Source organism: Roseivirga echinicomitans (assembly GCF_001592935.1).
GTDB lineage: Bacteria > Bacteroidota > Bacteroidia > Cytophagales > Cyclobacteriaceae > Roseivirga > Roseivirga echinicomitans.
In genome coordinates this window covers 1-13,707 of record NZ_LRDB01000050.1, presented here as the reverse complement: position 1 = coordinate 13,707, position 13,707 = coordinate 1, and the positions used below count along the sequence as shown (strand labels likewise).

Here is a 13,707-nt window from a genome sequence, read left to right as displayed (position 1 = left end):
TGATATAATATGCCTAATGCTTTAAATGTATGTGTTATTGATGACGATGATATTTATCAATTTACTATAGTCAAATCATTAGAACCGATTAAATCAGTAAAGAATATAACTGTTTTTTCAGATGGTGAAGAAGCTATAAATTTCTTATCAGACAATCTTAGTGAAGAAAACAGCCTTCCAGATGTTATTTTGTTAGACATTAATATGCCAATCATGGATGGGTTTCAGTTTATGGAGGAGTATGTCAAAATAAAGTCAAAAATAGGCAAAAGGATAACCATATATATGGTTTCATCATCAGTAGACCCAGTAGACATAGAAAGGGTGAAAAACATCAGCGATATCTCTGAATATATTCTAAAGCCATTAATGCCAAACGATTTAAAATTTCTCATTGAGAAATTAAATGAGAATTAAAGATCATAACTGTCGATATTAAGTATCTCTACATTTCTGAACTCTACAGGATGACTTTCCATTCCTACATGATAAAAACTTAGGGCAAGGACTTACAGCAAAAGAACTAAACCGATACTTCTCCCCAACCCTTTGGTACATTATACAACAGTTCCCCTTTTCTGATTTCTAGGGGGGAATCGATGTTATTGTGATAAAGTTGGCCTGTGCCCAAGCCTTGTGGTAAGGTGGGTTTGTATTGGGCTGTAAATTGGGCGATGGCATTTAAGCCAATATTTGCTTCCAGCATGGAAGTCATCCACCATCCTATATTTAGGCTTTCAGCAATTTCAATCCATTCTTGGCAGGAAAGTATTCCACCCAATAAAGCAGGTTTCAAAATGATATATTGTGGTTGAACGCGTTCTAAAAGTGCTCTTTTCTCTTCTTTAGAATTCACGCCAATGAGCTCTTCATCCAATGCGATATCCAAGGGGCTTTTAGCACAAAGCTTTTTCATTAACTCATATTGCCCAGCTTTTACGGGTTGTTCGATAGAATGAATCTCCAGTGCAGCCAGCTGTTCCAGTTTTCCCATGGCATCGACATCTGTAAAGGCTCCGTTGGCATCTACCCTTAATGTTATATCATTAGCAGAGTAGTGCTCTCTAATGCCTTCTAATAAAGCCAATTCGGCATCGAAGTCAATGGCACCAATTTTAAGTTTGATGGTATTGTACCCTTCCTTCAGCTTGTCATTGATCTGCTTTTGCATAAAAGTCTTTTCTCCCATCCAAATCAAACCATTGATCGGGATTCGAGCTTTGCCCTGCGCAAATGACGTATCAAAAATGATTTGCTTGCCTCCGTTGAGCAGATCTAGCAGAGCGGTTTCAAGCCCAAAGCGAATGGAAGGTTTTTCAATTGGTGTATTGGTAGAAATGAACTCAAGGAGCTCTCCAGTTTCTTCTGGGAAATCTAATGCAGAAAGGGTATTCAGTAAAGTTCGAAGTTCGATTTCGTAGTTGGAGCTATAGTCTATACTCAGGCCTTTTAACGGGCTGGCTTCTCCCCAACCAATGCAGTCTGGATTTCCCTTTTCCCAAACCTTTATGAACCAAGTTTCCTTCTCGGTAAATGAACCTCGGCTGGTGCCTGCTTCGAAACGAAACTTTAAAAGGTGAGGAATGACTTCGAATTGTAAACGCATTACTTTCCTAATAAGCGCTTGACGTACTTTCCTATAATATCGAACTCAAGGTTTACCTTGTCACCAGCCTTCAATTGGTGGAAACAAGTATGCTCGTAGGTATATGGGATAATGGCAACTCTAAAGCTTGCTTCTTCTGAATTGAAACAGGTAAGACTTGTGCCATTGACACAGATAGAGCCTTTTTCCACGGTAACATTTCCTAAACTAGGGTCATACTCAAAGTCGAAAAGCCAGCTTCCATCCTGTTCTTGCACTTGGGTTACTGTGCCAATTTGATCCACATGACCTTGTACTACATGCCCATCAAAACGGCCATTAGCCACCATGCAGCGTTCTATATTTACCACAGTTCCTATTCCCCAGTGGGATAAGTTTGTCTTCTGAAGAGTTTCGTCAATGGCAGTCACCACATGGATACCGTCCTTCACTTGCACCACAGTAAGGCAAACACCATTATGGGCCACACTCTGATCAATTTTTAGTTCTCCACTTAAGCTACTCTGTACAGAAAAATGAAAGTTGGAACCTTCTTTTTCTACCTTCGTGATCTCGCCTGTAGTTTCTATAATCCCTGTAAACATTGTTTTTTCTAATGTTTTATTTTACGCCTAACTCTGGGTATTTACCTGTTTTAGTACGGTAAAATGCCTTCATCTTTTCAATATCTTCTTCCACATTTCCCGAAGGGTAAATGGTTGGGCCAATACCCGCTATTTTGTCTTTGAAATCTAAAAACCCTAGTACAATTGGCACCCCGCCTTTCACGGCAGTATAGTAAAAACCAGTTTTCCATTCAGGAACATACTTTCTCGTACCCTCTGGTGTAACCATTACCGCCAGTTCATCTCTACTTTGAAATAAAGCGGCCATGGCATCTACTGTACTTTGCCTTTTCTCGCCAGGTTTTTTCGGTGATCTATCTATCGGAATTGCCCCCATACTTTTAAGCATCCAGCCCAGCGGCCCTACCATAAATTCCTTCTTAATGGTGAAGTTTAATGGAACTTCAAGTAGGTAAAAAGCAGCCCTCGCGTATACAAAATCCCAATTAGTGGTATGCGGTGCAGCGGTAATTACTACCTTTTTCACTCCATCTGGAAACTTCCCTTCGAGCTTCCAGCCTGTAATCCAAAACAAAAACCTAGAGAGTAATTTCATCATTTGGCCGAGTTTGAGGGTTGTGATTTAGCTTTGTTTAGCAATTTAATAACGGCAGGTTCATCAGAATGCGTATCGAAATAATGATGAGCAGATTCGTAACCAATTTTATAAATTTCATGCGCCTTTTTCATATCGAAAGTAGTGTATTTGCGCAGGGAAGTGGGTTCAATTAGAATATCACAGTATTCCTTACTGGCCGAAACATTTGCATTCACGCTTACCATAGAAATGCGTTCTATCATTCGCTTTGGCCCATCCAAATCGTTTTCACGAATTACAGGCGCCACGCTGACTCCAATTACAACATCACAAGTGCCTCGTAAAACCTCAGAGGGTAAGTTATTGACGATTCCCCCATCTACATAAGCTTCATTTCCTATTCTCACTGGATCGAAAATAAAAGGAATACAACTCGAGGCCATCATAGCTTTTACCAAGGGGCCAGAAGAAAACACATGTTTTCGACCTTCATTCAAGTTAGTGGCTATAATTTGTAATGGAATTTGAGCATTATCAAAAGTGTCTTCCTTAAAGAATTTTTTAAAAACATCTTCGCTTTTGCTCATGTTAATAAGGCCCGAAAGACTAAAAGCTGGCCATATAATTTTGAAGAGATTGGTTTTTGAGATCAGCTCCAACGCTTCCGTAGGCTTGTAGCCATGCGTATAAAATGCGCCAGCAATAGAGCCTGCACTTGTGCCTGAAACCGCATTGATTTCGATTCCAAGTTCGTCCAGCGCTTGTAATACACCAAAGTGTGCAAAACCACGAGCACCTCCTCCCGATAAGGCAATTCCTGTTTTCATCTTATAATACTTCTGACAATGGGAAAGTACGGTCTAACCTCACTCCCCTCTCTGTATTTTTTACTGTACAACACTCATTCACCGAATCGTGTTCAAGAAAAAGAATGTATTCATTGTCGGCTGCTTCTTTCAAGAATTTTTCCTTTTCTGAAAGGGTAAGCAATGGCCTTGTATCATAGCCCATGACATAAGGTAAAGGAATATGGCTAGTAGAAGGAATCAAGTCAGCTGTAAAAACGATGGTTTTGCCTTTATACTTGATTTTAGGAATCATCTGCTTGTCGGTATGACCATCGGCCAAGAAAATATCGAATTGAGAAAAAGGTGACTTCCCATCAAGAGACACTTGGTTTAAGTGTCCACTCTCTTGAATAGGAAGAATGTTTTCTTTTAGAAACGAAGCCTTCTCACGGGCATTGGGTTCGGTAGCCCATTTCCAGTGGTCGGCATTGCTCCAATATTTTGCATTAGGGAAATGCAATTGAAGCTTATCCTTGTTGTCACCCACATAATCAACTCCACCTCCACAATGATCAAAGTGCAAATGGGTTTGAAACATGTCTGTTACATCATTGGGCGAAAAGCCAGCTTTCTTTAATGAGCTGTCTAAACTGGCATCTCCATGTAAGTAGAAATGACTGAAAAATTTTGCGTCTTGTTTGCTGCCAATACCATTGTCAATTAAAATCAATTGATTTCCATCTTCAATCAAAAGGCAACGCATTGCCCAAGTGCACATATTGTTTTCATCGGCAGCATTGGTACGGGTCCAAAGAGATTTGGGCACTACACCAAACATGGCACCACCATCAAGTTTAAAAAAGCCTGTATCTATAACATGTAATTTCATAAGCAATGGATTTCAATTCAGTCAGGTTATTCAAGAATCTGAGATTTACTGCAAGGTCGCCCAATTAGAATATTTGCCCAAATGGAATGGGAAATATTGGTTGGTCCACTGAAGTTTATTAACTCAATTTCTTTATCAGTTTATCCATAAACTCCATCCCTTGAACGAGTTGGTCTTTATGAATAAATTCGTTCGCACGGTGGGCCTGAGCGATATCACCTGGGCCACAGATTACCGCTTGAAAACCTCCTTCTGCAAATTGCCCTGCCTCAGCAGCATAAGACACAGCATCCAATTTCGAGTTTCGAACCAAATCTTTTACTAAAGCCACAATCTCCTGATCGTCAGGTGTATTTAAGCCCTGTACGGCAGGGTGCACATTGCTGGTCGAGATTTTAAAGTCAGGGTGGATTTTCCTTAACTCAGCTTCTCGCTCTCTACAATAGAGATCGAATTCCGCTTTAATTTCTTGTGGGGTTTCTGAAGGAATGGTCCGTACATCCCAACTGAACTTACATTCTTGTGCAATCACATTGGGCGCAATCCCTCCGTTGACCATTCCAATATGGATAGAAGTATGATTGGGCGTAAAACGATCATCGGTCCTTCCTGCTTCAATCAGTGAATTCATTTTGTTCTCAAGCCAAAGAATTAAACGCATGGCTTCGTGAATAGCGCTTACCTCCTGCTTAATTCGACTACTATGACCTTCTGAGCCACTTACCGTAGTTTCAAAAATACAGATGCCTTTTTGCCCTGTAACAGGTCGCATCATGGTAGGTTCTCCAATAATGGCGAACTTAGGTTTTACTTTGTAGTGGGCATTGATGGCTTTCACCAAGTCGGGAGCGCCTAAACAGCCGATTTCTTCATCGTATGAAAAGGCGAAGTAAATTGGTGTCTTCAAATCGGCCTTGAGCATGGCGGGTAAAGCAGCTAAACAGCAAGCCACGAAGCCCTTCATGTCGCAGGAACCACGACTGTACAGTTTGCCATCTTCCTTGTCAGTCAATACCCAAGGATCGGTATCCCATGCTTGGCCTTTTACAGGCACAACGTCCATATGTCCAGAAAGAATTACTCCACCTTCAGCTTCAGGGCCAATTCGGCAATGAAGGTTCGCTTTAGTTCCGTCTTCATTTGGCACACGGTGATGTTCTACACCATGCTTATCTAGGTACTCTTCAATCCAACTTAAAATAGAAAGATTGCTTTCGCCCCCTAATACTGGAAATGAAACGAGTTTGGTTAGTATTTCTTCTACGGTCATAATCTCTGTTTAATGTTTGTTGTTTAAAGTCTAAAGATGCTCCGCAATGAATTTATTGAACTCTGAACTTTAAACGATAAACTTTTCTTTCACTCCTCTAAATTCACAAATTAAAATGGTCCCCAGTCAATGCTCACACTGAAGAGCAAAAATAGCCATGAAACGATCAGAATTACACCAACAACCGGCATAATAAATCTGAGCCAGCGGTCGAAGGAAATTCGGCACATGGCGAGCATGGCAATCAAGCCGCCCAAGGTTGGATTGAAAAGGTTGGTTACTCCATCGCCTATCTGAAAAGCAAGAATTGTGGTTTGACGAGTTAAGCCTAAAACATCCCCCAGTGGAATCATAATGGGTAAAGTGGCCAAGGCTTGTCCACTGCCCGAAGGAATTAAGAAATTGATGCCACACTGCGCCAAAGACATGGAGACAGCAGAAGCATAAGTTGGTAAGTCTCGAAGTGTTTCAGCCAAATTGAAAGCGATGGTATCGGAGATATTCCCCATTTCCATGGCCACTTTAATGGAAGTTGCCAGCCCCACCATAAAAGCCCCGGGAGCCACTACGGCTACTGACGACAAAACTGTTTCACCTATTTCTGTTCCCGACATTCGTGCAGCAAGTGCTGCTACAATAGAGATAATAATGAACATGGCACTGATTTCCGTAAGGTACCAACCATGGGTAAATACGCCATAAAGCATCACCACCAAACCGCCAACGAAAATGATCAACATTAACCAATCCTTGCCTGTCATTCCATAAGTATCCAGTGGTTTAGAAAGTTGAAAACCTTTAGTGTCTAGCCCAATGGAAAGGCTCTTTTCTGGATTTTTTAATATTTTTCTGAAGTAACGAACATTGACATAAGCCAAAGCGCTAAGGGCTACAAAGCAAAGTACAGAACGTAAGAGCCAGCCCGAAAACATGGGCATTTCGGCCAGGGCATGGCCAGTACCAACCGTGTAAGGATTCACAGGCGAAAGCCCGAAACCAACAGTGACGCCTCCTACGGCAATTCCTGCAGCCAGCATTAAATCTCCGCCTAAAGCCAAACTGGCAATGGCCGCGATGGGAATCATAGCGATGTTATTCTCATAGCCGACAAAGACACCGAGGGCACCAAAAAGATAAGTCATTATCACGACTAGTAGCATTCTTCTTTCGAAGCCCATTTTCTTAACGAAAGTACCGACTGCGTTTTCGATCATTCCAGTCTTTTCCAAAACCCCGAACATGATACCGCTGGAAAGCACTACAAAAATGATAAGAATGGCAGATGAGAAACCTCCTGGAATGGCCCTGAACATGTCTAGAAAAGACAAGGGTGTTGGATCGATTTGATGATATGAGCCCGGCTCCACCATTTGGCGGCCATCTACCTCAACTCTATCATAAGCTCCGGCTGGAATAAAATGGCTTAATAAAGTAATGAGGATCAGAATACCGAAGAGCATCACGACTGGATGTGGAATACTTGAGTACCATTTCTTCTTTTCCATAGGCTATTTTGGTAAAAGCTAGCTTATAAACTATTGATTCACTATAGCGGTGCTAAGTCTCTTCAATATAAGCAACTCTTTCTTTGCGCTTTATCTCTTCATTACGAAACCTAATACATAATTCAGGTTAAAAAAAAGAACCCTCCAAAAATTCGAAGCTTTTGGAGGGTTCACTTAAAAGGTTGACGCTTATTTCAATTCTTCTAAAGCTTTCTTAATTGCGTTATACTCAGCTCTAAGTTCTTCTAAACGCTCATAAACATCTCTGCCTGGCGCTTGATCTGCTCTGCTAAGCATTCCATTCAAATAGCCCAATTGACTTTGAAGCATTCCTTGCATATACGTTCCCGGAGGAGTTACAATTCTATAGTATAAACCGTCCAAAGTATCCTTCATCTTCTGATCTTTCTTGCTGATCTTTTCTTTGTTCAATGAGTTGTCCAAAGCTTCTCTAGCTTCTGTTACACTGATCAACAAACGTGATACATCTGTAGAGAAATCTTGAAGCTCTAAAGCTACTTTCTCTTGTTCTTTCACATCAGCATCGGTTACCAAAGTAGCTCTTGGGTCTAAGCTCAAAGTAAATTTCTCAGTTGACACTTTATTACCAACCGTCAATTTCACAGTAAACTCACCTGTTGACACCATCGGCCCAAAACCTTGGTATGACCTTCTTGGATTGGCATCCCAACCGCCTGAGTTACGCATGTTCCAAGAAAAACGATTCAAACCTTTGTTCTTGCTCAAACCAGAAGATGGAGGAGGCATAGAGAAACCTGTTGACATATCTACTTCTAGGTTTTCAACTGGAGCAGGTCTTCCACTCGTAAATGACTTTACAATTCTACCTTCTTCATTGATGATGTCCATTTGAACCTCTTCATTGGTATCGTTCAAATAATAGTCAATCGCTACTGCCGCGTTTGGATATTGAGGAACACCTCTTCCGCCACGGTATCTGAAACGATTAGTGTCTTTTGGCTTAAATAGGAAAGCATCTGCATTAACTGCCGCTTCCATATTGTAAAGACTTGTGATGTTATCTAAAACCCAGAAACCTCTACCCATGGTAGACATAGCGATGTCATTTTTGTAAACCTTAAGATCGGTAATTGGTGTTACTGGAAGATTGTTTTGGAATGAAACCCAATCCTTACCATCGTTCATAGACATAAATAAGCCAAACTCAGTACCTGCGAAAAGAAGGCCTTCTTTGGCTGGATCCTCTCTTACTACTCTCACTGGATAATCATTAGGAATACCTTTAATAATCAATTCCCAATTCTTACCGTAATCTTCTGTTTTGTAGATATATGGTCTGTAATCATTCAATTGATATCTCAACACAGTAATATATGCTTTTGCAGGATTGTGTGCAGAAGGCTCTACTGAGTCAACACGCCCATCCTTAGGCATATTTGGCGTTACATTTGTCCAAGTTTTACCATTGTCACGAGTTACATGCACGGGGCCATCGTTAGCTCCAACCCAGATTAAACCTGGCTGAACTCTAGATTCTTGAATGGCATAAATCGTACTGAAATACTCTTCACCGGTTACGTCTCTCGTAATTGGTCTTCCTGCTGAAACTTGTTTAGTAGGATCAAAGGCAGTCAAATCTGGAGAAATAATATCCCAAGTTTTCCCATTGTCAGAAGTTCTATGAAGGTACTGAGAACCGTGATAAACTACATTTGGGTTATGTGGAGAAACCGTGATTGGTGCCACACGCTGGAATCTGAATTTCAATTTATCGCCATCATGACCATAAATATTCATAGCACCCACGCTGTATTGCATTTCCTGACCAGTACGTTTGTCGTACACACCAAAGTTTCCTTTACAGTTAGAGTAAACGATATCTGAATTACCTGGCTTTGGAACGGCTGGGCCAGTTTCGCAACCTCCTAAGCTGAATATAGGAGAGTCATTTGCACCGGTAGGCAAGCTAGGCACAGCCAAAGTAGCGTTGTCTTGCTGACCTGCATATAACCAATAAGGATCTTGGTCGTCAATATCTACTTGGTAAAGTTCGGCAGTTGGTTGGTTCAATTGTGTTGACCAAGTTTTACCATTATTGATGGTTACGTTAGCACCACCATCATTTCCTTGTACCCAAATTGAAGTATCGTTAGGGTTGATCCAAATATCGTGGTTATCACTGTGTGGAGTGGAAACACCTCTCCATGTTTTACCACCATCTGTAGATCTATTAAATCGCAATGCACTATTATATACTACATCAGCATTTTTTGGATTGGCATAAATGTTTGTATAGTAGAAAGGACGGTTAGTTAGGTTTGAATTATCACTTACAAACTCCCATGACGCACCACGGTCATTCGATCTGTATAGTCCACCTTTATTATCTCCCGCTTCGATATTCGCATATACCCTATTTGGGTTGGCAGGTGAAACAGCAAAGTCAATTTTACCAATAAGGCCATTTGGAAGCCCGTTCGTTAATTTCTTCCAAGTATCTCCACCATCGGTAGACTTGTACACTCCACCTTCCATAGAACCTGAAATAATATCCCAAGGTTTTCTTTCGGCACGCCAAGCACCAGCATATATGGTGTTCGCATCGTCTGGAGCAAATTCTAAATCTGAAAAACCAATGCTATCAGAATGATAAAGCACCTTATCCCAGTTTTTTCCACCATCCTTGGTTCTGAAAACACCACGTTCAGTGTTTCTTCCAAAAGCACTACCAATGGCAGCTACAAATACCACATCTGGGTTATTTGGGTTAATTTCTACTGCGCCAATCTGACCCGTTTCTTTCAATCCAATAAACTCCCAAGTCTTACCTGCATTGGTGGACTTATAAACGCCTTTACCTGTAATCACATTCGATCTAAGGCCGTCAGACCCAGTTCCAACATACATGATGTCTGGCTTCTTTTGATATACCGCAATGGCACCAATTGAAGGGGTTGAAAAGTATCCGTCTGAAATATTGTCCCATGAATTTCCATAATCATCGGTTTTCCAAACACCTCCACCAGTGGCTCCCATATAGAAAGTAGAGGGCTGTGATTCCACTCCCATAACGGCCGTAACACGACCTCCACGGTTCGGTCCCAAATTTCTAAATTGAAATGCATCGAGTTGAGGGTTGTCTTGCGCTTGGCCAAAATTAAAAATCAGCAAAAAGAGCGCGGAAAGGGTAAGTAGTCTAGTTTTTCGCATATCCTATAATTCTTGAATGGGAAAGTTAATAAACTAAGGTTTAGAACCCTTCAAAAATAGGTTGACTGGTAATATGCTTATGAATACGACATTAAAAGCTAAATTTCACCCTTCATCCAAGGTGGTTATAACAAAAAAGCCAGTTGCTATGGACTGGCTTTTAATATCTTTTCAATTCATCCTATCATTCGCTCCTCAAGGCCTTCACAGGATTGCCAGTAGCAGTTTTAACCGACTGAAAACCTACAGTGAGCCAAGCAATGATAGCGACAACAATTACTGGAGCTAAATACAGCAAGGGATTGTTGATATTGATTTGATAGGCAAATGTGGCCAGCCAATCATTCATAACCCAATAGCCTACTGGGATAGAGATCACTGCTCCAATGACAACCAGTTTAGTGAAATCAGAAACCACAAGTAACGTTAAGTTTTTTACGGTTGCACCTAATACTTTCCTTACCGCAATTTCCTTTCTTCTTCTTTCCAAAGTAAAGGCGGCCAAGGCGAATAAGCCTAAGCAAGCAATAGCTATAGCCAAGCCTGACGATACAGTAAAGAGTTTCCCGAACCTTCGTTCTTCTTCATAAAGCGAATTAAAAGAGTCATCGAGGAAAATAAAATCGAAAGGCTCGTCTTGCACCATAGCACTCCACTCAGACTCCACTTGTTTCACGGTTTCCCCAAAGTTACCCGTTACTTTAAGTGATAGGAAGTCTCCTCCATACCAGTCTGCTTCTAAGCGTCCATCTTCAAACATCCTCCTGAGGATTAAGGGGTCAACTGAACGCTTTAAACTTGCATAATTGAAATCGCGAACAACTCCAATAATTGTATAGTCTTCGCCATCTCCCCTTGATAATTTCTTACCCAAGACCTCATCAAAGGCCAAGGCCTTCTTTGTCGCTTCATTGATCACCACTGATGCTGAATCTGAGGCGAGATCATTCGAATAGAATCTACCTTCTACCAACTCTAAACCCATGGTTTCTAAGTATTCATCTGTAGTAAAAAGATTCATAAGACTAAAAGACCTTGGATTGTCTTCCATGGTAGTATACCCCCAATCTGAAATTCTATCAGACACATAGCGGTCGGTTAGCGAGATGGATTCTATATTTGGATCCTGAAGTAGCTGATTTTTGAAGGCTCCGAGATTGTCCTCTAAGACTCCCGTATGCTTTACCACCATAATTTGCTCCGGTTGAAAGCCAAGTTTTTTCTGCCCCATAAACCTAAGTTGCGAAAACACCACCATAGTGCTGATGATCAAGAAAATTGAGATAGCGAATTGAAAGGCCACCAAGCCCTTTCTCAAAAACACATTTCCACCACCTATTTTACTCTCTCCTTTTAATGCCCTGAGCGGCTGGAAACCAGAAAGGTAGAATGCTGGGTAACTACCCGCGAGTAATCCCACTACCAAAACTAAGCCCAATAATTTAGACAAGGTACCCAGAGCCAACAGGTCTGAATAACTAAAATTTCGGTTGGCCAATTGATTGAAACCATCTAAGAACAAACTAGCTAGGCCCAATGACAAAATCATGGCCACCAAACTGATAAGCATAGACTCAACTAAAAACTGATGCACCAATTGCTTTCTTCTGGATCCCAATACTTTACGCATGCCTACTTCTTTTGAGCGAGCAGCCGAACGAGCAGTAGAAAGATTCATGAAATTAATACTGGCGACTAGTAGAATGAAAAAAGCTACAGCTGAAAAAATATATACATTGTTAATATCACCCTGAGATCCCAAAGCCATATGTGGATAATAAAGGTGAAGATCTTCCATAGGTTTTAAAGTAAAAGTGCGCTCCCTTCCTCCATCTGCTAAATACTCTTCATAATTAGCGTGCCCTGTATATTTTACCAAATCAGGCCCCACATACTTCGCTACAAAATCAGGATATTTAGCCTCTACCGACTCAGGTGTGGCACCTGACACCAGTTTGGCGTAAGTGAAGAAGTTATTTCCCGTCCAGTTACCTACCGTAATCCAGCTTTCATGTGGGAAAGACTCAATAAAACCATAGTGAAAGTGAGTGTTATTTGGCGGGTCGGCTACCACACCTGTAACTTTAATGGAATTACCACCAACAGTGAGTAACTGACCGTAGGCTTCTTGATTAGGGAATAATTTAGCTGCTAGCGATTTTGTAAGTATAATAGAGTTCGGCTCTGTCAGTGCTTTATCCGGGTTCCCTTCAATAAAGCTGACAGTAAATATTTTATGGAAAGTGGAGTCGGCTGAAAAGCCCTCTCCTTCTTTAAAAATTTGATTATTGACCTTAAAAGTTTGATCATATGGCCCAGACAATCGAACGACCTCTTCGATTTCAGGGAAATCCATTTTGGATTGAGCTCCTAATCTAGCGGGGGTGTATTGACCGCTCTGACCATTGGCAATCCGGTAAACACGGTCTACATCTTTATGAAAGTTGTCGTAGCTAAGTTCGTTAGTGATGTAGAGCATAATGAGCAAACAGGCGGCCAAGCCTAAGGAAAGCCCTGAAATGTTGATAATGGAGAAGAACTTTTGGCGAACCAAACTCCTGACCGAGATTTTGAAATAGTTTTTGAACATGGCAATGTTGTTTAATGAGTTAATATCTTCTAGACCTTTGATATATTTTGGACGGAAGAACCGAAGTACATCCCACCCGAATTTGCGTTTTGCAGCCTTTAAACCGTCTGTTTCGACCCTTTTGTAAAACAGCTCATAAGCATCTCCTTCAATGATTTCGCGTATCCTTGGTTTACAGTAAAGCTGTAAAAACCAAAGTGCCCATTTTGGAGGCTCGTGATCAAATTGAGGCATACTGATTCAGGCCAAAATCTATGTTGGGGATTTGTTCGTGCAGTCGGTTGCGTTGTTCACGCACAAAATTGAGGGCCTTATTTCCGGCAATTGTTACCGTGAAAAATCGTTTTCTTCGGCCTCCCCTTTCCTTGGTGGCTCCCCCTACTTCAGATTTAAGAAAGTCTTTGCTTTCTAATCGATCCAAAGCAGAATGCACTGCACTAATATTGATTTTACGTTCGGTTTGAGCTTCAATTTCTTCCATTACACTAATGCCATATGCATTGTCATTCAGAATGGCCACTACGAGCAAAACCAGTTCCTCGAACTCTCCTAGATTAATTCTTTGCATCTGTTTTTATTAGTTTCACAATAGTAAATGAAATAGATATGTTTCACTATTGCAAATGAAATACACAAGGGATGAATTGAATCGGGAAATTAGTGGAGTGAATTGGGCGTTTGGTAACCGTAAATAGACAAAGGACTATTGACTATTGACTATTGA

The 13,707-nt window shown here is 41.1% G+C and carries 11 protein-coding genes; 1 reads left to right on the top strand and 10 read right to left on the bottom strand.

The features are described from left to right. Positions 1–9: 9 nt before the first annotated feature. Positions 10–417: a response regulator gene (locus AWN68_RS14345; protein WP_068417074.1), complete on the top strand. Its 408-nt coding sequence runs from the start codon at positions 10–12 to the stop codon at positions 415–417. Between the two features lie 106 nt (positions 418–523). On the opposite strand, the gene AWN68_RS14340 is transcribed toward AWN68_RS14345, so the two are convergent. The 10 genes from AWN68_RS14340 to AWN68_RS14295 form a co-directional block, all read right to left on the bottom strand. Further along, positions 524–1,606 (bottom strand): o-succinylbenzoate synthase, encoded by a 1,083-nt coding sequence (locus AWN68_RS14340; protein ID WP_068417071.1) that lies wholly within the window; start codon positions 1,604–1,606, stop codon positions 524–526. Then, complete coding sequence (locus AWN68_RS14335; protein WP_068417068.1) at positions 1,606–2,190, bottom strand: riboflavin synthase; 585 nt, start codon at positions 2,188–2,190, stop codon at positions 1,606–1,608. The genes AWN68_RS14340 and AWN68_RS14335 overlap by 1 nt, the downstream gene beginning before the upstream one ends. A 16-nt stretch (positions 2,191–2,206) precedes the next feature. Then, positions 2,207–2,770 (bottom strand): 1-acyl-sn-glycerol-3-phosphate acyltransferase, encoded by a 564-nt coding sequence (locus AWN68_RS14330; protein WP_068417065.1) that lies wholly within the window; start codon positions 2,768–2,770, stop codon positions 2,207–2,209. Beyond that, a complete protein-coding gene (locus tag AWN68_RS14325; RefSeq protein WP_068417061.1) occupies positions 2,767–3,576 on the bottom strand; it encodes a patatin-like phospholipase family protein in 810 nt (269 codons plus the stop codon). Before AWN68_RS14325 ends, AWN68_RS14330 begins: the two co-directional genes overlap by 4 nt. A 1-nt stretch (position 3,577) precedes the next feature. Continuing rightward, the gene (locus AWN68_RS14320; protein ID WP_068417058.1) at positions 3,578–4,426 is read right to left on the bottom strand and encodes an MBL fold metallo-hydrolase; all 849 of its coding nucleotides are present in this window, start codon (positions 4,424–4,426) and stop codon (positions 3,578–3,580) included. Positions 4,427–4,544: 118 nt separating this feature from the next. Further along, on the bottom strand, positions 4,545–5,696 hold the full coding sequence (gene argE, locus AWN68_RS14315; protein WP_068417055.1) for an acetylornithine deacetylase: 1,152 nt from the start codon (positions 5,694–5,696) through the stop codon (positions 4,545–4,547). Between the two features lie 110 nt (positions 5,697–5,806). Continuing rightward, positions 5,807–7,201: a YfcC family protein gene (locus AWN68_RS14310; RefSeq protein WP_068417052.1), complete on the bottom strand. Its 1,395-nt coding sequence runs from the start codon at positions 7,199–7,201 to the stop codon at positions 5,807–5,809. Between the two features lie 189 nt (positions 7,202–7,390). Continuing rightward, positions 7,391–10,393: a WD40/YVTN/BNR-like repeat-containing protein gene (locus AWN68_RS14305; protein ID WP_068417049.1), complete on the bottom strand. Its 3,003-nt coding sequence runs from the start codon at positions 10,391–10,393 to the stop codon at positions 7,391–7,393. A gap of 184 nt (positions 10,394–10,577) precedes the next feature. Continuing rightward, complete coding sequence (locus AWN68_RS14300) at positions 10,578–13,217, bottom strand: ABC transporter permease (RefSeq protein WP_068417046.1); 2,640 nt, start codon at positions 13,215–13,217, stop codon at positions 10,578–10,580. Continuing rightward, positions 13,204–13,551, bottom strand: a complete 348-nt coding sequence (locus AWN68_RS14295) for a helix-turn-helix transcriptional regulator (RefSeq protein WP_068417043.1) — start codon at positions 13,549–13,551, stop codon at positions 13,204–13,206. Before AWN68_RS14295 ends, AWN68_RS14300 begins: the two co-directional genes overlap by 14 nt. Positions 13,552–13,707 lie beyond the last annotated feature (156 nt).